Origin of the sequence: Pseudoduganella plicata, assembly GCF_004421005.1 — a bacterium.
Classification (GTDB): domain Bacteria; phylum Pseudomonadota; class Gammaproteobacteria; order Burkholderiales; family Burkholderiaceae_D; genus Rugamonas; species Rugamonas plicata.
This window is the reverse complement of the sequence record NZ_CP038026.1, coordinates 909787-933590: the sequence shown is the minus strand read 5'-3', so window position 1 is coordinate 933590 and position 23804 is coordinate 909787. Positions and strand designations below refer to the sequence as shown.

The 23804-nt window shown below is 65.3% G+C and carries 24 protein-coding genes; 16 read left to right on the top strand and 8 right to left on the bottom strand.

Annotated features, from left to right (window positions below; all coding sequences use genetic code 11):
- Positions 1-11: 11 nt before the first annotated feature.
- The 3 genes from pilM to E1742_RS03915 are packed head-to-tail and all read left to right on the top strand — an operon-like array spanning position 12 to position 2340.
- Entirely contained in the window at positions 12-497 is a 486-nt protein-coding gene (pilM, locus tag E1742_RS03925; RefSeq protein ID WP_134383647.1) for a type IV pilus biogenesis protein PilM, read from the top strand.
- 8 nt (positions 498-505) lie between these two features.
- A complete protein-coding gene (gene pilV / locus E1742_RS03920; RefSeq protein WP_166793412.1) occupies positions 506-1870 on the top strand; it encodes a shufflon system plasmid conjugative transfer pilus tip adhesin PilV in 1365 nt (454 codons plus the stop codon).
- Between the two features lie 20 nt (positions 1871-1890).
- A complete protein-coding gene (locus E1742_RS03915) occupies positions 1891-2340 on the top strand; it encodes a lytic transglycosylase domain-containing protein (protein WP_371860200.1) in 450 nt (149 codons plus the stop codon).
- Positions 2341-2348: 8 nt separating this feature from the next.
- Here E1742_RS03915 and E1742_RS03910 read toward each other — a convergent pair whose 3' ends face one another.
- Positions 2349-3038: a response regulator transcription factor gene (locus E1742_RS03910; RefSeq protein ID WP_134383644.1), complete on the bottom strand. Its 690-nt coding sequence runs from the start codon at positions 3036-3038 to the stop codon at positions 2349-2351.
- Between the two features lie 239 nt (positions 3039-3277).
- Here E1742_RS03910 and E1742_RS03905 point away from each other — a divergent pair, with 239 nt between their 5' ends.
- Both E1742_RS03905 and E1742_RS03900 read left to right on the top strand, forming a co-directional pair.
- Complete coding sequence (locus E1742_RS03905) at positions 3278-4372, top strand: type IV pilus twitching motility protein PilT (RefSeq protein ID WP_134383643.1); 1095 nt, start codon at positions 3278-3280, stop codon at positions 4370-4372.
- A gap of 462 nt (positions 4373-4834) precedes the next feature.
- Positions 4835-5329 (top strand): KGG domain-containing protein, encoded by a 495-nt coding sequence (locus E1742_RS03900; RefSeq protein ID WP_134383642.1) that lies wholly within the window; start codon positions 4835-4837, stop codon positions 5327-5329.
- Between the two features lie 59 nt (positions 5330-5388).
- On the opposite strand, the gene uraH is transcribed toward E1742_RS03900, so the two are convergent.
- On the bottom strand, positions 5389-5799 hold the full coding sequence (uraH, locus tag E1742_RS03895) for a hydroxyisourate hydrolase (protein ID WP_134383641.1): 411 nt from the start codon (positions 5797-5799) through the stop codon (positions 5389-5391).
- A gap of 416 nt (positions 5800-6215) precedes the next feature.
- On the opposite strand from uraH, the gene E1742_RS03890 reads away from it, so the two are divergent.
- Together E1742_RS03890 and E1742_RS03885 are read left to right on the top strand one after the other, a co-directional pair.
- On the top strand, positions 6216-7598 hold the full coding sequence (locus E1742_RS03890; RefSeq protein WP_166793411.1) for a PQQ-dependent sugar dehydrogenase: 1383 nt from the start codon (positions 6216-6218) through the stop codon (positions 7596-7598).
- A 57-nt stretch (positions 7599-7655) separates the two neighbouring features.
- Positions 7656-8462 carry a ferritin-like domain-containing protein gene (locus E1742_RS03885; RefSeq protein WP_134383639.1) on the top strand — a complete coding sequence of 269 codons (807 nt, stop codon included), beginning with the start codon at positions 7656-7658 and terminating at the stop codon, positions 8460-8462.
- Positions 8463-8485: 23 nt separating this feature from the next.
- On the opposite strand, the gene E1742_RS03880 is transcribed toward E1742_RS03885, so the two are convergent.
- Positions 8486-8668 carry a hypothetical protein gene (locus tag E1742_RS03880; protein ID WP_134383638.1) on the bottom strand — a complete coding sequence of 61 codons (183 nt, stop codon included), beginning with the start codon at positions 8666-8668 and terminating at the stop codon, positions 8486-8488.
- 345 nt (positions 8669-9013) lie between these two features.
- Between E1742_RS03880 and E1742_RS03875 the strand changes: the two genes are divergently transcribed.
- Both E1742_RS03875 and E1742_RS03870 read left to right on the top strand, forming a co-directional pair.
- A complete protein-coding gene (locus tag E1742_RS03875) occupies positions 9014-10228 on the top strand; it encodes a sugar MFS transporter (RefSeq protein ID WP_206076727.1) in 1215 nt (404 codons plus the stop codon).
- 96 nt (positions 10229-10324) lie between these two features.
- Positions 10325-10612, top strand: coding sequence for a putative quinol monooxygenase (locus tag E1742_RS03870; RefSeq protein ID WP_134383636.1), 288 nt, complete (start codon positions 10325-10327; stop codon positions 10610-10612).
- A 25-nt stretch (positions 10613-10637) separates the two neighbouring features.
- On the opposite strand, the gene E1742_RS03865 is transcribed toward E1742_RS03870, so the two are convergent.
- Positions 10638-11603 carry a hypothetical protein gene (locus E1742_RS03865; RefSeq protein ID WP_134383635.1) on the bottom strand — a complete coding sequence of 322 codons (966 nt, stop codon included), beginning with the start codon at positions 11601-11603 and terminating at the stop codon, positions 10638-10640.
- Positions 11604-11713: 110 nt separating this feature from the next.
- On the opposite strand from E1742_RS03865, the gene E1742_RS03860 reads away from it, so the two are divergent.
- Positions 11714-12295, top strand: coding sequence for a flavin reductase family protein (locus tag E1742_RS03860; RefSeq protein WP_134383634.1), 582 nt, complete (start codon positions 11714-11716; stop codon positions 12293-12295).
- A gap of 3 nt (positions 12296-12298) precedes the next feature.
- Here E1742_RS03860 and E1742_RS03855 read toward each other — a convergent pair whose 3' ends face one another.
- Entirely contained in the window at positions 12299-14386 is a 2088-nt protein-coding gene (locus E1742_RS03855) for a TonB-dependent siderophore receptor (protein ID WP_134383633.1), read from the bottom strand.
- A 180-nt stretch (positions 14387-14566) separates the two neighbouring features.
- On the opposite strand from E1742_RS03855, the gene E1742_RS26070 reads away from it, so the two are divergent.
- Positions 14567-14713: a hypothetical protein gene (locus E1742_RS26070; protein ID WP_166793410.1), complete on the top strand. Its 147-nt coding sequence runs from the start codon at positions 14567-14569 to the stop codon at positions 14711-14713.
- A 13-nt stretch (positions 14714-14726) separates the two neighbouring features.
- Here the strand turns inward: E1742_RS26070 and hmgA are convergent, their stop codons facing one another.
- Positions 14727-16034 carry a homogentisate 1,2-dioxygenase gene (hmgA, locus tag E1742_RS03850; protein ID WP_134383632.1) on the bottom strand — a complete coding sequence of 436 codons (1308 nt, stop codon included), beginning with the start codon at positions 16032-16034 and terminating at the stop codon, positions 14727-14729.
- Positions 16035-16191: 157 nt separating this feature from the next.
- Here hmgA and E1742_RS03845 point away from each other — a divergent pair, with 157 nt between their 5' ends.
- Positions 16192-17091 carry a LysR family transcriptional regulator gene (locus tag E1742_RS03845; RefSeq protein WP_134383631.1) on the top strand — a complete coding sequence of 300 codons (900 nt, stop codon included), beginning with the start codon at positions 16192-16194 and terminating at the stop codon, positions 17089-17091.
- 13 nt (positions 17092-17104) lie between these two features.
- On the opposite strand, the gene E1742_RS03840 is transcribed toward E1742_RS03845, so the two are convergent.
- Both E1742_RS03840 and E1742_RS03835 read right to left on the bottom strand, forming a co-directional pair.
- Positions 17105-18172, bottom strand: coding sequence for a zinc-binding metallopeptidase family protein (locus E1742_RS03840; protein WP_134383630.1), 1068 nt, complete (start codon positions 18170-18172; stop codon positions 17105-17107).
- An 87-nt stretch (positions 18173-18259) separates the two neighbouring features.
- Positions 18260-19414 (bottom strand): mechanosensitive ion channel family protein, encoded by a 1155-nt coding sequence (locus E1742_RS03835; protein ID WP_134383629.1) that lies wholly within the window; start codon positions 19412-19414, stop codon positions 18260-18262.
- Between the two features lie 204 nt (positions 19415-19618).
- Between E1742_RS03835 and E1742_RS03830 the strand changes: the two genes are divergently transcribed.
- Genes E1742_RS03830 through E1742_RS03815 form a run of 4 tightly spaced genes read left to right on the top strand, consistent with a single transcriptional unit; the run spans position 19619 to position 23797 of the window.
- The gene (locus tag E1742_RS03830; RefSeq protein WP_134383628.1) at positions 19619-20827 is read left to right on the top strand and encodes an MFS transporter; all 1209 of its coding nucleotides are present in this window, start codon (positions 19619-19621) and stop codon (positions 20825-20827) included.
- A gap of 18 nt (positions 20828-20845) precedes the next feature.
- Positions 20846-22237 carry a glycosyltransferase gene (locus E1742_RS03825; protein ID WP_134383627.1) on the top strand — a complete coding sequence of 464 codons (1392 nt, stop codon included), beginning with the start codon at positions 20846-20848 and terminating at the stop codon, positions 22235-22237.
- Positions 22230-22847 carry a GNAT family N-acetyltransferase gene (locus tag E1742_RS03820; RefSeq protein WP_166793409.1) on the top strand — a complete coding sequence of 206 codons (618 nt, stop codon included), beginning with the start codon at positions 22230-22232 and terminating at the stop codon, positions 22845-22847. Before E1742_RS03825 ends, E1742_RS03820 begins: the two co-directional genes overlap by 8 nt.
- Entirely contained in the window at positions 22844-23797 is a 954-nt protein-coding gene (locus E1742_RS03815; RefSeq protein ID WP_134383625.1) for a phytanoyl-CoA dioxygenase family protein, read from the top strand. Before E1742_RS03820 ends, E1742_RS03815 begins: the two co-directional genes overlap by 4 nt.
- Positions 23798-23804 lie beyond the last annotated feature (7 nt).

Below are 23804 nucleotides of genomic sequence, written 5' to 3'. Positions count from 1 at the left end.
AGGAATGAAGCATGTGGAGTATCGCGTTATCGACGGTGGTCGTCTCGCTGATCGGCGCCTTTGCCCATTTCACGCAGCCGGTCGCGCTGGCGGAACAGCGTGGCAGCGAGGCGGCGATGGCCGAGAGCATGGCGGTCTACCGCGCCGCCGTCGTGCGCTACTTCAGCGCGCATGCGGGGCAGGTCGACACGAGCGTCGATCTTGCTACCTTGCGCAACGAAGGCGCGCTGCGCGACTGGTCCACATTGCCGGCGGATCGCTGGAACAATTACCGCGCCGCCGACGGCACGATCTACATCTACGGAACGCCGTCGGCGGACGTGGCGACCGCGCTGGCCCGGCAGGCGCAAAACTCGCTGCTCGCCGGCACGTATCACCGGGCGACCGCCACTCTTTATTCGCCGGCACATGGCGACACGGACATTCCGCTGGCCCCATTGCTGGCGCATCGCAAGCTGGCCGATGGCGCGCCGGTCTGGCTGGCGGGGGTCCAATGAAGCGGACCATGGACAACCAGCGCGGCATGACGCTGATCGAGGTCCTGGCGGCACTGGCCATCGGCGCGGTGCTGCTGGTGGGCCTCGCCAGGCTGGTAGAAGGTTCGCTGGACGACATGAAAGGCCAGCAGGCGGCGTACTATCAGGCACAGGTCGTGGATGCGACGCGCCGCTACCTCGACAAGAACGCCGCCGACGTCGCCACGCTGACGCCGGCGGGAACGGTCTTGCCCGTCACGCTCGCGCAGCTCAAGACCGGGAAATTCCTGCCCGACAATTTCGCCGAAACCAATCCGTATCGCCAGGGCACGTGCGTGCTGGTGCGCCGACCCGACCCGGTCAATTACGCCGGCCAGTTCGACGCGCTGATCGTCACCACGGGCGGCGACAGGATCGGCGACAAGGACCTGGCATCGGTGGCGATGCTGGCTGGCAGCGGCGGCGGCTATATCGCGACTTCGGCGCCCGGCATTGCGCGCGGCGCTTCTTGGCGGATGCCGACCGATGCGTTTCGGGGTGTCGCGTGCCCGGGGGCTGCGAACGCCGCCTTGCGTGGCCCGGATCACGATGGCGGTCAGCTGGTGTCCAGCCTGTTTTACGATGGCGCGGCGCAGCAGGCGGCGGATTTCCTGTATCGGATCCAGATCGATGGTAAGCCGGAATTGAACACCATGGGAGCGCCGGTGCGTTTTGGTGGTGTGGGCGTTGTGACAGCTGGAACCTCCTGCCTGGTTGGCACCGATGCTACAGCGGGACTGGCGATCGACGTTGCTACCCGTGCGGTGTTGACGTGCGGGACGGATGGTAGATGGTCTCTGCCGGGGCCATGGAAGGCGCCGGTTCCCGATCATCCTGCACTGCTGGCCCTGGCGGATCCCGAAATCGGCGACGTACACATGGTGACTAGTCTGGGTCGCGCGTTTACGTTCAGCAGCGCACGTGAGTGGAGGCCGCTGGCGGTGGATCAGGATGGCAATTTCGTCGTGCCGAAAAAGCTCACCACGGAAACGCTGGATGCGCTGGTGGATATCAAGTCGAATGGAACGATCCACTCGGATGGCCACATCTCGACGAAACAGGACTTACACGTGGAGCACGATGCGTTCCTCGGACGCGATGTCGAGATCAAAGGCGACGTCACAGTTAAACGCGCTGTCAAGGCACAAGGCGTAGAGGCCGAACTGTGGATGTCGGCACCTGCCATCGCGCTGTCAACCGAGGAAGTATCACTGGGAGGCCCGTGCAACTATTACGAATATTCTGCGTACAGCCACAAACTGGAACTGACGTACCCGCGAGGCATCATTGTTCCAGACGCCAACGCACGACTCATGATCTGCGGTCCAGAAGACAAATTCCTTTATGTCCAATGAACGATAACTTCATAACCGGCGTGAAACGAGCAGCAGGCCAGGCCGCCATCGCGATGTCCCTGACCCTGCTCTCCACCCCAGCCACCGCCTGCTGGGAAGAAGCCGCGTCCTACTACGGCGTCAGCGCGCACCTGCTGTACGCCATCGCGAAAACGGAGTCGGGACTGAACCCGCGCGCCATCAACCGGTCCAACAAGAACGGCACCTACGATATCGGGCTGATGCAGATTAACAGCCGCTGGCTGCCGCTGCTGCGCAAGCACGGTATCGAGGAGCAGCAGCTGTACGACCCGTGCACCAGCATCCAGGTGGCGGCGTGGATCCTGGCGGACAATATGCGCCGCATGGGTTCTACATGGGAGGCGGTAGGGGCGTACAACGCGCGCGATGCGGCGTTGCGCGTCAAGTATGCGTGGAAGGTGTATCGGAATCTGGACGCGGCGGCGCTGTCCGAGGGTGGCGGATCATGACGCGCGGCTCACTCCGGGGCGCACAGCTCCAGCCGGTAGCCCTGCGAATAGGCGGTGCGGATCATGACGACTTTTTCCTCACCGACCTGCAGCTTCTTGCGCAGCTTGTAGACGTGCTGTTCGATCGTCCGGCCGGCCACTTCGCTGTCGGCGCTCCAAATGACCGAGCCGATCGTTTCGCGGGAAATATAGATGCCGGGGGACGAGAAGAACATCCAGGCCATGGAGAATTCGCGTGGCGTCAGTTCGATGGGCTGGTCGCGGAACGTGCAGCGGCCGCTGTCGCGGTCGAGGGTGTAACCGGCGAACGATATCGAGCGGCGTACCTGCAGCGGTGCGCAGCGGCGCAGCAGCGCGTTGATGCGCGCCACCAACTCGACGGCTTCGAACGGCCGGTTGACGAAGTCGTCCGCACCGCTGTTGAGCGTCAGCGCCGCCAGCTCCGGGCTGCGTAATGGGGACACGATAATGACAGGCGTATTGTCCCCCGTGCGCAGGTTCAGCCACGATAAGATGCTGTTGTCGTCCCGCGGTTCCACGCCCATGTCGATCAGGATGAGGTCGACACTGCTGCGCCGGATCGTGCGCATCAGCGTCGCTTCGTTGTCAAAATGGACCGACTCGTGGTTGGCCCTTGCAAGTATTGCCTTGACGGTGTCGGACACGGTGGAGTTACGGATGTAGCAGGCGATCTTCATGTTCGAGTAATCAACTTCCTATGTAAGCATTTTGCCGCCGTGATACTCGCTGGACCGCTGGGTAAGGGCCCATACCTTAATTAACCGAGGTAAAATTGTGTTGTATTTACTGAATTAGTTCACCGTACCCGGGCAGCGGGGGCCAGATTCGCCGCCCGGTGTCCTCCACCGAATACCGGGTACTGCTGAATTGGCTCTTAATCGAATCTTAACTCTTTTTTATTTTCCAGGTGAAACCAATGTCGTACCAGTCTTCCAGCCCTATCGACTTCCTGCGGGAAATGACGGCGCTTGCCCAGGGTGGTCAGGCATTCTCGGACGTACACCTGGAGCAGGATGCGCAGGCAATGGTCAAAACGCCGCGTGGCTGGCAACCGCTGCGCGACGCGCCTGTCACGTTGAGCGAGATGAAACCTTTCCTCAACGCGGTGGATGAGGATTGGGAGGACAAGATTGTCGAACGTGCCCTGGACAGGCCGCTGACCCTGCAGGACAGCCGGTTTCGCTGCAACATCTACCGGATGGCATCCGGCACGAAGGTGGGCGTCTCGGTACGTCGCCTGCCACTGCACCCGCTGAGCCTGGAAAGCACGGGGCTGCCGCTGTACGTGCGCACGCTGCTGGATGCGTCGAACGGCCTCGTACTGGTTTCCGGTCCCACCGGTTCGGGCAAGACAACCAGCATTGCCGCGATGCTCGACTATATCAATGCCACCCGCAGCGCTCACATCGTGACGATCGAGGAGCCGATCGAATACGCGCTGGAGCGCAAGCGTTCCATTATCTCGCAAAAGGAGGTGCCGACGGATACTGTCAGTTTTGCCAGTGGCCTGCGCGAGGCGCTGCGCCAGAAGCCGGATGTGCTGATGGTGGGCGAGATCCGCGACTTCGCCACGGCCGAGACGGTGCTGCACGCGGCCGAGTCCGGTCACCTGGTGCTGGCGACGATGCACACGAATAATGCCATCGGCGCCATCACCAAGTTGCTGAGCTTTTTCCCGGCCGAGCAGCGCGAGCAGCGCGCGACGATGCTGGCTGCGGCGCTCGTCGGCGTCATCTACCAGGGACTGCTGCCCAGCGAAAGCGGCAAGGACTTCGTGCTGGCAAGCGAAATGATCTTCAATAATAACGGCCAAGTCGCGTCGTTCATCGCCGAGCCCGGCAAGCTGCACCAGCTGGCCGACTTCATGAAGCGCAAGGACGACAATATGTCGCGCACCTTGAACGACGCGCTGATCCAGCTCGTCAGTAAAAAACTGGTCAGCTCGCGCGACGCCATGCGCGCGGCGTACAACCGCCTGGAACTGCACGAGATTCTCGGCAACCTGCGCTGAGCGGCGGCATTGCACCGGCAAGGCGTGACACGCGCAGCGCCGTCGTGTGCCGCCGGCTAGGCGCGGCGTGACGCTCCGGGCAGAGCGCAGCCCGCTACGGGCCGACGCCGGGTATTTTCTCATCGCTCTCCATCCTCTCGCCGGCACACCTGAGTGGCGCTGCCGTTGTGTTGGCGCCAGGCGCGCGAACACTGCCGAGCCCGCCAATTATATGAATCCGGTGTGACGGTTTCATGACGCAAGTTACTAGTCGTAAGTGTTGCAAGTCTCGCATGGACGTTCCGACGCGCCGGTAAGAGAGAGTCCTACGTCCAGATAGCCCGACGGCTTATAAAAACAAAGTCCGGTCATCGTTACCATGGTCACACCTTAACGCGATCTGCAGGCCACCCGGCCCGAAGCGATCGCCGACGGGATGCAATGTCAACCTGAAACGTTTTTTAACTATCAAGGAGAAACATCATGGCATCGAATCGAAACAACAATCCAGAAGGCAATAACCAGTTCACGAAGAACAGCGGCAACTCGCAGTCGGGTAACCGCGGCAACAGCCAGTCGGGCGATACGTCCAGCCGCGGCTTCGCATCGATGGACCCGCAGCGCCAGCGCGAGATTGCCAGCGAAGGCGGCCGTGCAGCGCACGCCTCCGGCAACGCCCATGAATTCACCTCCGAGGAAGCACGCCGCGCCGGCTCGATGAGCCACAAGAACGACGGCAACCGCCAGAGCGGTAGTGCCGGCAACGGCGGCGGCAACACCGCCGGCAACGGTGGTGGAGCCCGCGGCGGTTCCCCCGGGCAGCATGCCGAGGCTGGCCGCCAGAGCCACAAGAACGACGGCAACCGCCAGAGCGGCAATGCCGGCAACGGCGGCGGCAACGGTGGCGGCACCCGCGGCGGTACGCCCGAGCAGCACGCGGAAGCGGGCCGCCAGAGCCACAGGAACGACAAGCGCTGATCGCGCCTGAGTCTCAGAAGCCGCCCTCCGGGGCGGTTTTTTCATGGTCGCGACAAAGGTCAATTTCCGCGATAGGTCGAGTAACCGAAAGGGCTCAACAGCAGCGGAACATGATAGTGGCGCGTCGTGTCGTCGACATTGAACTCGACCGGCACGCGCGGGAAGAAGCCGGGTTTGCCAATGCCGTTGTAATGGTCGCCCGTGTTGAAGACGATGCGATATTCGCCTTTTGTCAGGAGTTTGCCGGCAGGAAACAGTTCGCGGACGCGGCCTTCATTGTCCGTGGTGCCCGTCGCCAGCCGGCGCCAATCGTTGCCGGCGCGTTGTTCCAGCGTAACGGCAATGCCTGCCGTCGGTTCGCCCGTCTGCAGGTCAAGAACGTGCACGCTGAGCGGATTGGCAGCGCGCGCCGCCGCGGTAAAGGCAAGGCTGGCGGAAAGAAGAAAAACAGCAAGGGTCAGGGGACGCATGAAATGTTCTCGATGTTGAAAACAAGATAGTGCGCGCGGCAGGCTGACGTGAGGATGACAATTCTGTCATCGAGCCATGCGACCGCACGATCCGACCGGCCGGTGCGTCGCCGTCCTACGAAGTTGCTGGCGGACGCCTGATAAGGCGCAAGGCACTGCGGCGTTATCCTGATTCCATGAAGCGTCGGCCGGTGCCGGCGCTTTGGCGAGAGTAGTTTTGCCGCCCCTTGGGGCGGCTTTTTTTTGTCGCGCGCCCGCCACGAAGCCTGGCAGAGCCCGCACTGTCGATCCTTTGGCCCCACAGCGACGATGGCGCGAACCTGCCACTCGGATCGCCGCCGCCTGATATATAGCGCTTGTCGAGCGCCCGATAGAAGCGCATGCTTTTCCGACAATCCCACACAACGGAGGCAACCATGGTTCGTGAAGCAAACGCGATTCGCCCCTTGCTCGACAAAGTTGTCGTTCTGGCCATGATGGCCGGGCTGGCCGGGCCCCCGGCACTGGCGCAAAACACGCGACTGGACGATCCGGTACCGGGACCGCTGGCTGTCAGCGCTGTGACGGTTGCGCTACGCCCGGTGCTGCACGGTCTGGCGTCGCCCGTTGCCACCGCCGTGGCGCCAGGCGAGACGGATCACCTGTATGTTGTCGACCAGGTGGGATTGGTGTGGAAGACAGCGATCGGCGCCGGCGCGCGGCAGAAGGGGGAAAAGCAACTCTTCCTGGACGTACGCAGCAGGCTGGTACCGCTGGGGCAGTTCGAGGAGCGCGGGCTGCTGGGGTTGGCTTTCCACCCGGACTATGCGGCCAACCGGCGCCTGTATACTTATACGTCCGAGCCGGCCGCCATGGCGCCGGACTTCAGCACGCAACCGCCGGGCGTGGCACCGAACCACCAGAGCGTGCTGACGGAGTGGCGCACGGATGCGGCCGGTAATGTCGACGCCGCCAGTCCGCGCGTGCTGATGCGCATCGACCAGCCGCAAGCCAACCATAACGCGGGCGCGCTGGCGTTCGGGCCCGACCGCATGCTGTACATCGCACTGGGCGACGGCGGCGCCGGCGACGACCAGGGTCCCGGCCATGCGCCGGAGGGCAACGCGCAAAGCCTGGCGCCGGGCAATGTGCTGGGCAAGATCCTGCGCATCGATCCGCTCGGGGATAACGCGGCGAACGGCGCCTACGGTATTCCGTCCGACAACCCCTTCGTGGCCCGGGCCGGCGCCGACGAGATTTACGCTTACGGCTTGCGCAATCCGTTCCGCATGTCGTTCGGGCCGGGCGGCACGCTATGGGTGGGCGACGTCGGGCAGGGCGCCATCGAGGAAGTCAACCATATCGTCGCTGGCGGTAACTATGGCTGGCGGATCAAGGAAGGCAGCTTCCTGTTCGATGCCAACGGCACCGGGCCCGGCTTCGTCTACCAGTCCAGCCCTGGGCTGCCTGCCGGGCTGATCGATCCGATCGCCGAGTACGACCACGCGGATGGCGTCGGCGCGCCGGTCGCGCGGCAGGCGGTCATCGGTGGCTTTGTCTACACGGGCACGTCGATGCCCGCGCTGAGCGGGCAATACGTCTTTGCCGACTACGTGGGCTCGGGCGGCAGCGGCACGCTGCTCACGCTGGGGCCGCGTAACGTGGTACAGAAGCTCAACGTGATGCGGCGCGAGCCGCTGGGGTTGTCCATATTGGGGATGGGGCAGGACGCTGCCGGGGAACTCTATCTGTTGACGAGTGGGGGTGGCCGGCTGACAGGCACGTCAGGTGCCGTGATGAGGATCGACGCGCCGCGTTAGCTCACGGGGGTGGCGGTTTGCTACACTGCGCGTTTTTGCCCTGTCGCCGCCGCCGCCATGCCCCTGCCTTCCGAACTGCGCGCCCGCGCACTGTACTGTCTGATTGAAACCGCGCCGGCCGTCAAAGCGGCCGCCGTGACTGCCATGGCCGAAGCCAGCGCCGCCGGTTCCTTGCCGGTGGACCCGACAGCGTCTTTGCCGGAGGTGGCAGGTACAGTGCCGGGCCGGCCCGCGCGGCCGGAACTGGTGCCGCCACGCGAGGTCGGCAGGCGTTCGATGGGGACGCTGGAAGGGCGGGCCATGCTGATCCATGCCCTGGCCCATATCGAATTCAATGCCGTCAACCTGGCGCTGGATGCGCTGTGGCGCTTCCGCGATATGCCCGTCGAGTATTACCTGGACTGGCTGCGCGTGGCAAAGGAAGAGGCATATCACTATTCGCTGCTGGCGGCCCACCTGGCGACGCTGGGACACGCCTATGGCGACTTCACCGCCCACAACAGCCTGTGGGAAATGGTCGAGCGGACCCGGGAAGACATCGTTGCGCGCATGGCCCTGGTCCCGCGCACGCTGGAAGCGCGCGGGCTGGATGCGATCCCGCCGCTGCGCGCCAAGGTTGCACAAGCGGGCGACGAAGCGGCGGCGCGCATCCTGGACATCATCCTGCGCGACGAAGTCGGCCACGTGGCGATCGGCAACCGCTGGTATGGGCAGCTGTGCGCCGAGCGCGGCCTCGACCCGGAGAAGACCTACGACGAGCTTGTCGTGCGCTACCGTGCCCCGCACGTCAAAGGCCCGTTCAATCTGCCGGCCCGCAGGCTGGCAGGCTTCAGCGAAGCGGAGCTGGCGCGATTCAGAGATTAAATGCGCGAGTCACTGAGGATTCATTAAAGAGGGGCCCGCACGGCCACGTCGATGCGCGGCTCGCTGCCTGCATCGGCCAGCACTTCCCAGCGCTCGAACAGGTCGAGCAGGTCGGCATGGGTGACGCTGAATGAGGCAGTGCTCTCCGGTTGCCATTGCGCACGCAGGTCGGACGTTGCGCGTTGATGCAATTCAATGTTCGCCATGCATGCTCCTTGATTGCGTTCGGAGCGATTATGGAGCAGGCACCCCTGAGGCGATGTAGGCGCACGCCGATTGCGCATGTCAGCTTGGAACCCCGTTGAAATCCCATTGGACACCCTCTGGAGGCTTCGCAGTGATCAAACCATGAGCAGATCTCTGTTTTCGTGATGACAGCCATATCGATTTTGATATAGCTCGGTACAAATTTGTCATTGGTAATTCATCAAGCCACGCTCTACGATAGCGTCTTTCATGATCCGAAAGGACTATCCGTGCCTGGGCCAATCACATCCGCATCCTCTGTCGCTCCAGCCAATGGCGCGACCGCCTCCAGCTACAAGTCAGCCATGGCCCTGCTGGCCAGCCTGTTCTTTATCTGGGGCTTCATTACCGTCATTAACAACACGCTGCTGCCGCACTTGCGCAGCGTCTTCGAGCTGAGTTATACGCAGACGACACTGATCGAGTCCGTCTGGTTCATTGCCTACTTCGTCGCCTCGATTCCGTCGGCAAAGCTGATCGAACGGGTCGGCTACAAGAAATCGATGGTCATCGGCCTGTGCATGATGGCTGTCGGCGCGCTGGGCATGATCCCGGCGGCCCGGCTGCCATCGTATGGCGTCACGCTGTTCGCGCTGTTCGTGATCGCCTGCGGCATCACGCTCCTGCAGGTCGCGGCCAATCCGTATGTCGCCGTCGTCGGCCCGGCCAACACGGCGTCGTCGCGCCTGAACCTGGTGCAGGCGTTCAATTCGCTGGGCGCCACGCTGGCTCCACTCTTTGGCGGCTACCTGATCCTGGGCCGCTCGACCGGCGGTACCGCCACCTCCGAACAGGTGCTGACGCAGGCCGAACGCCTGGCCGACGCGCAGGCCGTGCAACTGCCTTATCTGATCGTGGCCGCCGTGCTGGTGCTGCTGGCCATCGCGATTGCCCGCTATCCGCTGCCGGCCATGGGCGGCAAGCGGGTCGAGAAGGCGCAGCGCGGCAGCCATTCGCTGTGGCGCCACCGTAACCTGGTGTTCGGCATTCCCGCCATCTTCATTTACCTGATCGCCGAAATCGGCGTGGCCAACCTGTTCATCAACTTCGTCTCGCAGCCGAAAATCGGCAACGTCACGCACGAGCAGGCGTCGCATTATCTGTTCCTGCTGTGGGGCGGCATGATGGTGGGCCGATTTGCCGGCAGTATCCTGATGCGCAAGATGTCGGCCGAGAGTGTGCTGGGTGGCGCCGCCGTCGGTGCGTTCATCGTCATGCTGATCGCCACGTTCACCACGGGCCCCACCGCCATGTGGGCGCTGATTGCCGTGGGCCTGTTCCATTCGGTAATGTTCCCGACCATCTTCACGCTGGGCATCCGCGGCCTGGGTCCGTTGACGGAAGAAGGCGCCGGTCTGCTGATCATGGCGATCGCCGGCGGTGCGCTGGTGGTCGTGCAGGGCTGGCTGGCCGACCATTACGGTCTGCAGAACTCGTTCCTGCTGACGGCGGCTTGTGAGCTGTACGTGCTGTTCTACGCCGTGTGGGGCGCCAAGCCCACCAACGCGTTCCCGGACTGACGCGGTAGCCGCTTCAATCGAGACGGCGATGGCTGCGCCTGCAGCCATCGCCGTCTGCGTTTACAATCCTGTTTTTTCACTCACACCCAAGCCCCCATGAGCAATCTGATCGTCGTCGCCACCATCATCGCCAATCCGGGCCAGCAGGACGCCGTGCGCGCCGCGCTGGAGCAGGTCGTCCCGCCCAGCCGCGCCGAAGGGGGCTGCCTGCGTTATGAACTGCACGTCGATAACAGTGACGCGGCACGCTTCGTGATGCTGGAAGAGTGGACCGGTGCCGAGGCCCTGGCCGAGCATGAGGCGACGCCGCACTTCCTGGCCCTGGTGGGCGCTATCGGCGGCAAGGCCGAAATCCGGGTGGACAAGCTGACCAAGGTCGCCTGAGACGTACGCGGGATCGGTCTCGGTCTCACTCCACTTTTTTCGCGATCACCTTGACCACCAGGTTGTCCAGCGACGCCAGCTTCATCCGGTACCCTGGCTTGCCGGGAACGGCCTCGATGGCGCCCCACGCGAACACGCGCACGTAATTCTTGCCGGAGCGGCCTGCCGCCAGTCGGCTGGTCAACAAGCCTCGGCCGGCGTAGTCGTCGATGCCTGCCAATGTGAGGTGGATCGTCAGCTTGCGGCTGCCTTCGTGTTCCGGCAGGCCTTCGCATTCGTCGATGAAATTGAGGTAGACGTGCTTCGGCTGCGCCGCCGGCCACAGCGCGATGCGCGCGCCGCCGTAGACGATGCGGCGGCCATTGGTGTCCGGCCCGATCCAGCGTACCTGGGTGACGGCCTGCCGGTAGCTGAGGCGCTGGCCCTCGATCGTTACGTACTGCTCTTTCAGTTCGTCCCCCTCGAACTGCGACCAGCAATCGATGAATTTTTCCAGCAGGCCGGTGCGCGTCTGGCCGGTGCGCGCGGCACGCGGCCGGCCGGCATCGCCAGCGTCGTCGCCGTCGCCGCCGTCGGCATCCGCGGCGGCAGCGGTTCCCGTGCCCGCGCGCCGGGGCGCCGCTTCCGCGCGGCGCGGAGCGAAGACGTCGATGACGTTGGTGGCCTTGGCCCGTTCCTTGCGCGCACCGTCGCCATTGACCGCATCGGCAGTGCGTTCGTCTTCATCGCGCACCCAGCGGCAAGTGGGCAGGTGCGGATGGCCGGGCGGCGCGCGGAAGTGAATCTGCCGGAACTTCTCGCCTTCCTCGGCCAGCTGGTGATAGCCCACGCCGGAGACGAGCGGATTGCGGGCCAGCCGGCAGGCTTCGTCCGAGCAGCGGAACGTGAAGCGCCTACGGCAGGGCTCCGGCTGCGCGAAGTAGGCGCGCTGCGCGGTGTAGATGTCCATGCTCTGGCCTAGTTCTTCGCACCACGCTTCCAGTATCTGCATGCTTCCTCCATGATTGGCCGCACCATTTGCCGACCTATTGTCGCCCGAGGACGTCCGGCACGCCAGTGCCCGCGCCGCTATAATCGGGGCTCTCACGAATCGGACTCGCCATGAACCCTCACATCGCCCCCGTCGAACTGGCTAAAGCCTACCGCCTGCTGAACCACGGCCCGACCGTCCTCGTCTCCGCCAGTCACGCCGGCGTGGACAACGTGATGGCCGCAGCGTGGGCCTGCGCGCTCGATTTTGCGCCACCGAAGGTGACGGTGGTGCTGGACAAGAGCACGAAGACGCGCGCGCTGGTCGAGGCGGGCGGGCGCTTTGTCTTGCAGGTGCCGGCCGCGCGCCAGCTGGCACTGACGCAGGCGGTCGGCAACATGACCTTGGCGGACGACCCGGACAAGCTGGAGAAATGTGGTGTCACGCTGTTTCGCATCGACGGCGAAACCGCGCCGCTGGTGGAAGGCTGCGCCGCGTGGCTGGCGTGCCGGCTGGTGCCGGAGCCGCACAACCAGCAGACCTACGACCTGTTCATCGGCGAAGTCGAAGCGGCATGGTCCGATACGCGCGTGTTTGCCGAGGGCCACTGGCACTTCGAGCAGGCCGGGCCCGGGTGGCGCAGCCTGCACCACGTGGCCGGCGGCCATTACTATGCGATCGGCGAGCCGCTGGACGGCAACGCCGGCGCCTGATCGTTACCAGTCCACCTTCACCGTCAGCTTGACGGTGCGCGGCAGTCCCGCCGCCAGGCGCGTGCCGGCGCTGGCCCAGTAACGCTTGTCGGCGGCGTTGTCCACGTTGAGCTGCCACGTCGTGCGCTGTCCCAGCAGCTCGGTCGCATAGCGCCCGCCGGCCGAGTACAGCGTGGTCCCGCCCAGGAACGCCTGATTGAGATCGTTTACGGGACGCCGGCCCGTATAGTAGGCGCCGGCGTTGAACGACAGCCCGGGCACGGCCGCGATGTCGTAGGACAGGAACGCGCTGGCCGTCCGCTTCGAGGCGTTTTCCGGCAGCTTGCCGTCGTAGGCGGCGCCGATGTCGCGGAACGTCGGGCCGATCAGCTGGGCCGATGCCTGCCACGACAGGCGCGGCGTCAGCTTGCCCTGGGCCGAGGCTTCGATGCCGCGATAGCGCTGTTCGCCGTCGGCGGTGAACACGTTGGCCGCGTTGGTGTAGTAGCCGGGGCGATCGATATCGAACAAGGCCAGTTGCAGCAGCGTACCGACCGGTGCGCGCCAGCGCATGCCGATTTCGCGCTGGCGGCTGACGCCCGGCGCCAGGCGTTCGCCCTGGTTGGCGCTGCCCGTCGGTGCCGTGTCGCCTTCCTCCAGACCTTGCGCGGCCGAAGCGTACAGCGACACGTCGCGGGTCGGCTGCCAGACCAGGGCCGCCATCGGCGTCGTCTTGCTGACGGCGTAGTGATTGGCACCCTGGTCGCTGCGCAAGCGCACAGCGCGCACGGCGGTAATGAGCTGCCACTGGTCCGACAGCGCCATGCGGTCGATGGCATACAGGCCCGTGTCGCGGCTGTCCAGCGCGGCCGTCGTTGGCGTTGTCGGCATGGCGCTGAACGTGATGCCTTTTACGCCCGACATGAACGTCGGATCGTACAGGCTCTGCGCCGCGATCGTGTAGTTGGATTGGTAGATCGGCGCCTGGCCCTTGTCGGTGCGAGCCACGCCGAAGGTGACATCGTGGCGCACAGGGCCGGTCGTGACGGTGCCGGCCAGTTCCGCGCGCAGCATGGTGGAATCCACGTCCAGGTCCTGGATATTGCCGGCGATGCGCCCCGCGCCGGTCGTCACGGCCGCTGCGTTATTCAGGCGAAAAATGGCGAGCCGGCGCGTGCGTGCCGTCTCCGCATGACCGCCTTCGACCGTCAGCACCCAGTCGTCGTTGACTGCGTAGTCGGCGCGCAGCTGCACGTTCTTCGATTCGGTGGCAAACAGCGCCCAGTCCGGGCCCACGGCACGGCGCGGATCGACAGGATGCGGCAGCGCAATGACGCCCGTCACGGCTGTGGGCAGCGCGATGCCCGCCTGCTCGGTGATGCGGCGGCGATCGTATTCCACGTCCGCCTTGACCCGCAGGCGCGGGCTGACGGTCCAGTCCAGCGCGGCCGAGACAAAGGCGCGGTTGCCGTTGCCGACATCGTCCATGTGCGACCCCAGCGTGCCACCGGCGGCGTTGACGCGTACGCCCACGTTGCCGAAGCGGCGCCCAACGTCCACCGATGCTACGGCGCTGCCGTTGTCGTCGACGACCAGCCCCGTCGTGGTGATGTCCTTCGCGCCAGCCCGTTTGGTGACGAAGTTCACCACGCCGGCCGGCGACGTGAAGCCGTAGTAAAGCGCCGTGGCGCCCTTGAGCACCTCGACTCTTTCCTTATTCTCCATCGGCACCTGCGAGAAGTTCATCACGGGAAGGGAGCCGTTCAGACGATAATTGGTGCGGTTCTCGACAGCGATGCCGCGGATGACCAGCTGGTCCCACGTCTCGCCGCCGTTCTGCTGGCGCGTCACGCCGGCCGTGTTGCGCAGGGCGTCGTACAGGCCGGCGGCAGCCTGCAGCTCCAGCACTTCGCGCGTGATGACGTTGACGGTGGACGGGACCTCCATGATGTCCGCGCCGCGGAACGTGCCTGCTTCGACGGTGTTCGGCACGAAGCCCTGCGCCCTGGCGGCGGTGATGCGGACGGCCTGCAGGTCCGTGTCGTCGGGCTGGGCCAGGGCGGCGGCAGGGAAGGCGAGCGCGATGGCGAGATGGAGCGGGCGGAGAATCATGTCGTGGCCGGTGTTTCAGGGAGGCGCCATCATGCCGTAAATGATAATCATTATCAAGTGTGGATGCTCCGCGGCACGGTCATCAGCGCCGTGAATGGCCGAGATGGGAAATCGCAATTGGATTGATGGGCTGGCGGTGCGTAAGCTACGCCCATTGCTTAACACCAACTAGTCAAAACGATGTCCGCTTACAGCCACGCCCTGCCGATCCAGACCCACGGTGCCATCCGCCGCGCTGCCCGTAACCTGTGGGCCGCGTTCGTGCGCGCTTTCGACAGGTCGGGCCAGCCGTTCGTCGACGGCCCGATGCCGCCGACGTCGATGTAATAAGCCGGTGTGATTACGGCGCGCCGTTGAAGTTCTTGCGTATCCCATCCCAGCAGCGCTGATATTCGCACTGCCGCAGCGGCGTCGCCAGCGCGTGCGCCGTCGGCACGATCACATTCCTCGTCTCGAACATGAACGCCATCGTGTCCGCCACCTTGGCGGGCTTGCTGGTGTCGGCGGCACTGGCCTTGTCGAAGGTGGCCGCGTCGGGACCGTGGCCGCTCATGCAGTTGTGCAGGCTGGCGCCGCCCGGCACGAAGCCGCCGCCCTCCTTGGCGTCGTAGGCGCCGTGGATCAGTCCCATGAATTCGCTGGCGACGTTGCGGTGGAACCACGGCGGCCGGAACGTGTTTTCTCCCGCCAGCCAGCGTGGCGGGAAGATGACGAAATCCAGCGTGTCGACACCGGGCGTGTCCGAAGGCGCCTGCAGCACGAGGAAGATGGACGGGTCCGGGTGGTCGTAACTGATCGAGCCGATCGTGTTGAAGTGGCGCAGGTCGTAGCGGTAGGGCGCATAGTTGCCGTGCCAGGCAACGACGTCCAGCGGCGAGTGGCCGATCGGCGCACGCCATAGATTGCCGCAGAATTTCGCCACCAGTTCACATTCCCCCTCGCGTTCCTCGAAGGCGGCCACCGGCGTCTCGAAGTCGCGCGGGTTGGCCAGGCCGTTCGAGCCGATCGGCCCCAGGTCCGGCAGCTGCAGCAGCGCGCCGAAGTTTTCGCAGAGATAGCCGCGCGCGCTGCCGTCGGGCAGATCCACGGAGAAGCGCACACCGCGCGGGATCACGGCAATCTGCTGCGGTTCCACGTCCAGCACCCCCATTTCCGTGCGCAGCCGCAGGCGGCCCTGCTGCGGCACGACCAGCAGCTCGCCATCCGCGTCATAAAAATAGCGGTCCGCCATGGAGCGGTTGGCCGCGTACAGGTGGATGGCGCAACCCGTCATGGCCTCGGGCGAACCGTTGCCGGCCATCGTGACCCAGCCTTCGATGAAGTCCGTCGGTGCGTCCGGGAACGGCAGCGGGTCCCAGCGCAGCTGATTCGGCGGCGCCGCGTTGGTGAAGGCGCTGACGATGCGGCCGTTGTCGATCCGTTCGAATTCGCCGTGCTGCGCGGCCGGCCGGATGCGGTATAGCCAGGAGCGGCGGTTATGGCTGCGCGGCGCGGTGAACGCCGTGCCGGAAATCTGCTCGGCATACAGGCCGTACGGCGCGCGCTGCGGCGAGTTGCGGTGCGCGGGCAGGGCGCCCGGCAGCGCCTCGGTGGCGAATTCGTTGCCGAACCCGGTCAGATAGCCGCTCGGCAGGCTGGTTGCTTCCATGGCAGGTCTCCTTTTTTTGAAAACCGGTGACAGGCTCCTGTTTTCGGCATGTGAAAACAGGAGCCTGTCACCGGTTTTTTTTATCTTGGCGGCACTGTAAAGCAAGGTCAGGGATTTTACGAGATCAATACTTGAATGTAGACTATTGATTTTATAAATGCTAGATGCCATGGATATCGACCTGAACCTGCTGGCAGTCTTTCAGCATGTGTACCGCGAGCGCCAGATCTCGGCGGCCGCGCGGCGGCTGGGATTGACGCAGTCGGCCGTCAGCAACGCGCTGGCGCGGCTGCGCAAGGCGTTCGGCGACGAGCTGTTCGTGCGCACGGCGCTGGGCATGCAGCCGACACCGTTTGCCGAGCAGCTGGCCGAGCCGATCGGCGCGGCGCTGGACAACGTGGCGCTGGCGCTGAACTACCGCAGCGGCTTCGATCCTGCCACCAGCGAGCGGCGCTTCACGGTCGCGCTGAGCGACGTGGGCGAGGTCTATTTCATGCCCGTGCTGATCGAGCGCTGCCGCGCGCTGGCGCCGCGCGTGCGCGTCAGTTCCGTGCGTGCCGGCAGCATCGCGCTGAAGGAGGCCATGGAAACGGGCCGCGTCGACGTGGCGATCGGCGCCTTCGACGACATGTCCGAAGCGCTGTTCCAGCGTCACCTGTTCCGCCAGCGCTTCGTGACACTGCTGCGCGCCGGACATCCGCTGACCCAGGGCGTTGTCGACGCCGGGCGCTTCGTCGGCGCCGCGCACCTGATCGTCGATGCGGTGGACAGTCCGTACGACCGCATCAACGGCCTGCTGGCCAGGGCCGGTGTCGTGCCGGCGGCCAGCGTGCCGCACTTCACGGCGGTGCCGTACATCGTCGGCGCCGGCGACCTGGTGGTAACGGTGCCGCAAAAGCTCGCCGAGCGCGCCGCGGCGCCATTCGGGCTGACGTGGATCGAGCCGCCGCTGACATTGCCGACCTTGCAGACCAATGTGTTCTGGCACCGCCGCTTCGGCCAGGATCCCGGCAACACGTGGCTACGCGAGCTGATCGCGGCCGAATTCGGCGAGTAGCCGCTGAACGGCGTCAGGCGGCCTTCATCTGCGCCCGCACGACCTTGTGGACGAACGCGAGCTTCTCCAGAACGGGCGTGCTGAGCGTGAACGGATAGGAGTCCGGCATGCCGATGCTGCGATTCAGGCTGTTCAGGACGTACGTCAGCGCGAACCATTCGCTGACGGTTTCGTCGAACGCGTCCGTCTTTGCGGGCGGCACGGCAATCTCCAGCGCCGGCTCGTTCGGCTTGGGCGGGTTCAGCGCCAGGCCGCACGAATGCGCCGTCTCCAGCGTGTCCATCATGTGCAGGTAGTGGGCCCACGTCTCGGCCCAGTCCTCCCACGGGTGCGAGCTGGCATAGCTGCTGACGAAATGCGACGCCCAGTCGGCGCGCGGACCCTCGGCGTAATGGCGCTTGAGCGCCTCGCCGTAATCGGCTCGCTCGTCGCCGAACAGGGCCCGGTACTCGTCGATCCAGTCGGTACCGACGACCAGCCGGTCGAAATAATAATGGCCGCTCTCATGGCGGAAGTGTCCCAGCAGCGTGCGATAACGTTCGTGCATTTGTTCGCGCGTGCGCTCGCGTTCGGCCGGATCGGCTTCGGCGATGTTCAGCGTGATCAGGCCGTTGGCATGGCCCGTCATCACCGTCTGGTCGGACACGCCGTCTTCCAGGAACTCGAAGGCCAGGCCGGTGTCCGGCTCGACCTCCTTGGAGACGGGCGTAAGATGCAGTGTTGCCAGCGAAAACAGCAGGCGGCGCTTGGCCGCTTCCAGCCGCGACCACAGCACGCGGTTCTTTTCCGACGACAGCGCGGGAATGACGACCGTCAGCTGGCAGGACTCGCACAGGTCGTGCGGATCGTCCGCCGGCAGCATCCAGTTGCACACGTCGTGCTGCACGTAGTTGGCGCACTGCTTGTACAGTTTGCCTTCATCGAGGCGGTTCAGGCTGCGCCAGAGACCGTCGGCGGCAGGTTCGAAGCTGTTGATGCGGCGCAGCGCCGGCTGGTAGCCCAGCATGCTGCCGCAGTTGAAGCAGACGGTGTTTTCAAAAAAGACCTGTTGGGAACATTTGTCGCAGTGAAACGTTTTCATGGGCGGTTTGACAGATGGGTTATGAGATTTCAGTCAACATAATCTATCAGCAATTCGCGTCGCGCTCCGGTCATGTAAGACAATGCCTCATACCGTGCGCACGCCCAGCCGCGCGGCCGGCGCCGGCTCGTTCCCGGCTTCGGAGTCCTGATCTTCCTCGCCAACGACGTGCAGGCCGCGCGCCATGTCCACGGCCACGCGCTGAACGGGGCGCACATTGCCCACGCCCAGTTCCTCCATCAGCTCCAGGGCGCCCAGCAGCACCTGCTGCTGCGTGTCCATGAAGGTGCCGTACGATGGCACCAGTACAAAGTACACGACCTCGAACTCCAGTGCATCCTGCGTCACGTTCTTCAGGTGGGCACGGTCGAAGCGCACCGATTCCTGCCGCTCCACGATTTCCTTCATCCGTGCCGGAATCTCGCGCGCCACCGCCACCGGCGTGGCCGGGTCGAGCAGCAGCGGGAATGCCACGCGGCGGTTGGCCATCCGCTTGTAGTTGCGGACCGTGTTCTTGAGCAGGTCGGCGTTGGCAATGACGACCTGCTCACCGCTGTCGGCGCGGATGCGCGTCGTCTTCAGCCCCACCTTTTCCACCGCGCCGGAGACACCGTTGACGACGATCGCGTCGCCCACCTCGAACGGCTTGTCGACCGCGATCGACAGCGACGCGAACAGGTCGCCCAGGATGTTCTGAACGGCCAGCGCGACGGCCACGCCGCCGATGCCCAGGCTGGCGACGAACGCCGAGATATTGATCCCCAGATTGGCCAGCACGGCCAGCAGGAACACGGTCCACAGCACCGTCTTCATCGCCCAGTTGAGGAGCGTATGGGCCACCGTGGCCGGCGCGTCGGGAGCCTTCGCGTGGGTGCGGAAATAACGCCGTGACGTCACGGACACCGCATGGTCGACGTACAGCACCAGTTGCGTGCCCAGGGTGATGAACCACAGGTTCCGCACGCGCAGGTCCCACGGCGTCGGCAGGTCCAGCACCGTCAACCCGATCAGGATGGCCGTCAGCGCCACGGCGACCATGCTGGTACGGCCCAGCGTGGCGGCCAGCACTTCGGCATAGGGCCGGTCCGACTTGCCGGCTTCGGCCAGCCTGGCGATGCGCCGCCGTGCCCACGCGATTAGCGCATGCATCAGCACGAACGCCGCCACGGCGACGGCGCCCGCGGTCAGCCAGTTCTCCAGTTCGATACTGCGCACAAAGGTGAATTGACTCCAGAACTTCATGTTGCCTCCGGCTTTTGCTTGTCGGCAGGGTAACAAGCACAGCGGCAAGCCAATCACACGGTTCAGTGAGGCAACGAAAGCGGTGGATGAAAAAAGACCACAAAACGATACCAATGCAATTCCACTTGTTCTAGTATACATGCCAATCCAATACCGATTGCTGTCCAGCTGGTATCGGAGCCGCGTAACCTGACCGGAGGATTCATGAAGCGTCTGTGGTGGTTTTCGGCTTTTTTCCTGCTCTACGAGCTGACGGTCTATCTGACCAACGACATGATCATGCCTGGCATGCCGAGCGTCATGGCGGAGTTTGGCGGGCCCAGCCGGTATATCGGCCTGTCGCTGAGCCTGTACATCCTGGGCGGCTGCACGCTGCAGATCGGCCTGGGACCGCTGGCGGACCGCATTGGCAAGCGCCGCGTGATGCTGGGCGGCGCGGCGTTCTTCCTGTTGGCCACCGCGCTGGTGCCTATGGCGGGGTCGGCGCCGCAATTTCTTGCGATCCGCTTCTTCCAGGGCATGGGCTCGTGCTTCATCTTTATCGGCTACGCAGCCATCCATGAACTGTTCGACGACACACGCGCCGTCAAGCTGACGACCCTGATGGGAAACACCACCGTGTTCGCCCCGCTGATCGGACCCGTGGCCGGCAGTGCCGTCATCAGCGTGTTCGACTGGCGCGCCGTGTTCGTCACGGCGTTCGTGCTGGGTGCCGTCGCGTGGCTCGGCCTGGCGCGGACGATGCCGGCGGGCGGCGGCAAGCCGCTGGCGGCCGGCGACAAGAGCCTGACCGCCAGCTACCGCGCCATCTTCACCAACCGCACCTTCATGCTTGGCATTCTGGTCGCGGGGCTCGCCATTACACCGCTGACGGCGTGGATCGGCCTCTCGCCCGCCATCCTACTGCAGCACGGCGGCGCCAGCTACGGCACCTACATCGCCTGGCAGTGCGCCATCTTTGTCGGTTTCGTCCTGAGCACCTTTGCCATCGGGCGCATGGGCGGGGAGCTGCCGCTCGGACGGCTTCTGCGCCAGGGCGGCGTGCTGGCGGTGGTCGGGCTGGGCGGTGCCGGCTTCGCGGCCGGCCAGCCGCAGCTGTTCATCGCCTGCATGTTCGTGTTTTCCGCCGGCTTTGGGCTCTTCAACGGGGCGCTGATCCGTATCGCGCTGACCGCCACCGGACAGTCGATGAGCCTGACGTCGGCCGCCATGAGCCTGTTGTATTGCCTGTACATCGCACTGGGGCTGGAGCTGTATAACGCCATCTGCGAGCGCTTCGGCTACACGTTGCAGGCGTACGCGCTGTGCGGCGTACCCGTGGCGCTGGCTGTCTGCGCCGGGCTGTTTCATATCGCCCGGGGCCACGATGCGCGCGTGCGTGACGCTGTCGCGGGTCTGCCCGATCTTGCCTGACGGCGCAAGGAGAAGCCGATGAGTTTCGATACCGGATACGAACTGGCAGTACGGGCGCTGAAGGCCGATTTCCTGGCCTGCCGGCAGTGGGAGCTGCTCTGCAGCCACGGCGCGTCGGCGGATGCGGCGCAGCGGCTGGTCCAGCAGGGCCGCGCCTGGCGCCAGCGGCTGGCGGCGCTGCGCGACCACGTGCACACGAATTTCGAACTGTTCGACGCGCGGCGCGTGTCGTCCCTGATCGGAATGCCCACGCGTGCGCTGGACGAGACGCTGCTGCACCGCATCTGGATGGGCGGCGCGCTGCCCGACGGGGCGCGCCAGGCCATCTGCCAGTGGGGCGCCGCGCTCGAAGAAGTCGATGGCGGCTGGTCGTCGGTGTTGTGGGTGTGGGATGCGGCGCAACTGGCGGAAGATCCGCTGTTCCGGCCCGGTCCGGGCAACGACCAGGGCTGCATCGGCCGCTACACGATCGGCGGCCGCGACCTGGACGTGCACAGCCTGGCCACGCTGATCCGCCAGTGCGTGCCCGCGCTGGCGCAGCGGCTGGCCCGGTGGCATGCGGCTGGCTGCTACGTCAACCTGTCCGATTACCTGCGCATCCTCGTGCTGCGAGAACACGGCGGCGTCTACCTGGACGCGGACACGATGCCGTACCGCAGCGCCACGGTGTTCCTGGCGCGGCCCGAGGTGCCGGACTACGTAGGCTTCGACAGCGTGGACGGCCAGGTGACCGCCAGGCACGTGTCGTGGCTGAACCTCGTGCGCGACGAGAACGGCCTGCTGGTGGCACGCCGGGGCGACGCGGCGGTACGTGAGCTGGCGGACGAGATGGCGGCGGCGCTGGGTACGTTGTCGCCCTTTGGCACGCCTGACCCGCGCCTTCTGCAACAGGCAACGTACTACAGGTGGCGTCGCCAAGCCGGCAGCACGCTGCTGTCCTGGCACGAGATGACGCAGGGGTATGGCGTACTGGCGGACCCGCGCCCTGAAGCGGTCGTGGCGGGCGTGCGCGGGATGCGATTGAGGATGGACGCCGATACGGGCGCACCGCAGCCATTGTCGCCGGCCGAAGCGCAGGCGTACGAGCGCTCGGTGGCAAGGCTGGCGGAACGCGACTGGCGGCTGGCGCACCCGTTGGAGCTCGAGCGCGTCGTCGAGGTGGCGTGGGTGACGGAGGTGGCGCCGATGGCGTATGCGCCGCAGCTGCGCGCGCAATCGCCTGGCTGCAATTACTACTCGTTCCTGTGCGACGATCCGCATCTGGAGCGCGTCAACGCGCTGTTTGCCGCCTATCTGCTGGCGCGCAACGGCGAGCGCATCGCCCAGGGCGGCTTCTGGCAGCCGATGCGCGGCGCCTGCGCAGGTACGTTGCCCGTCCCTCGTCGGCGCGAGCTGTTCGCCCATGAATGACCTGCGCAACCCAACGGCGTTGACGTTCGTTCCCGGTCCCGCAGTGCCGGCGCCCGACCTGGACCGCATGGCGGCGCTGCTGTTCGAGACCAGCTACCTGGAATACTGCTCCGTGGCCAACCGCCTCGGGCTGCCGCCGCGGCAGTTGCAGCGGCGGCAGAACATCGATCCGTGGCTGCGGCATATCGTCGCGCTGTACGAAGGCACGCGCCTGGCCGGTTTTTATAATGCTGCAACGCCAGCGCAGTATGCCGGCACGCCGGCCCTCAACCACTATCGTGACGAGGTCCAGGCGATGGACGCGGCGTACGACGCCTTCGTCGCGCGGCATGCGGGTGCGGACGACCTGTTCGTGGCCAGTCTCGCCATCGAGCCGGCCTGCCGCGGGCGCGGCCTGCTGGACGTGCTGCTGGCGGACGTGGAGCGCAGGGCGCTGGCGCTCGGGTGCGCCGCCGTCTGCCTGACGGTCTGGCAAAGCAGCGCGGCGCTGCCGATGTACGGGCGCCGCGGCTTCACGGTCAGGGGCACGTTCGACGATGCGTACCCGCTGTTTTTCGACCGCCTGCACTGCATGGCGCGTCCGCTCGCAACCACCCGGGAGGAGACATGAACGACACGATCGACACCATCGGCAAGCACAGCATCCGCGACCGCAACCCGTCCACCGTCGGCACGGCCGTAACGCGCCTCGCGCCACGCGGCGACCGCCCGCTGCGCGTGCTGAGCGAAGGCGACTGGCGCCACTGGGAGGAAAATGGCTACGTCGTCATCGAGGGAGCGGTGCCGCGCGCGACGGTCGAGGGCATCGGCGACCTGATCTGGGAATTCGAAGGGATGGACCGGACCGATCCGGCCACGTGGTATCCGCCCGAGAAATCGCGGCTGCGCCGCACGGAACTGAGCTACAACGCGGGGATGGTGGAGCTGTATCATCACCAGCTGCTGTGGGATGCGCGCCAGTCCCCGCGCGTGCATGGCGCCTTTGCCGACCTGTGGGGGACGGAAGAACTGTGGGTCTCGATCGACCGCGTCAACCTGAACCTGCCGCCGGAACCGGGCTTCGAGTTCAAGAGCTTCATGCACTTCGACTACGATCCCGATGGCGAAGCCGACAGCGTACAGGGGGTGCTGTCGATCGGCGACCAGGTGGACCCGGAGGTGGGCGGCTTCGTCTGCATCCCCGAGCTGTTTCGCCACTATGCGCGCTGGCGCGCGCGTCAGCCGGACGACTGGGACTGGTATCGGCCGGACGTGACGGGACTGCCGCGGGTAGCGGTACCGCTGCGCAAGGGCGACCTGCTGATCTTCAACAGCCGGCTGTGCCACGGCATCCGGCAGAATATTTCGCGCGACAAGGTGCGCATGGCCCAGTATATTGCCATGCTGCCGGCGCGCGAAGAAGACGCGGCTGCGCGCGAATGGCGCATCCGCTGCTGGCGCGAGCGCATGGCGCCGCAGGGCTACAGCCTGCACGGCGCGGCGCACGGGAGCCGCTACGACGCGGCACAATTGACGCCGCTGGGCGAGCGGCTGCTGGGACTGGCGTCCTGGCGCAACTGAATTGAAA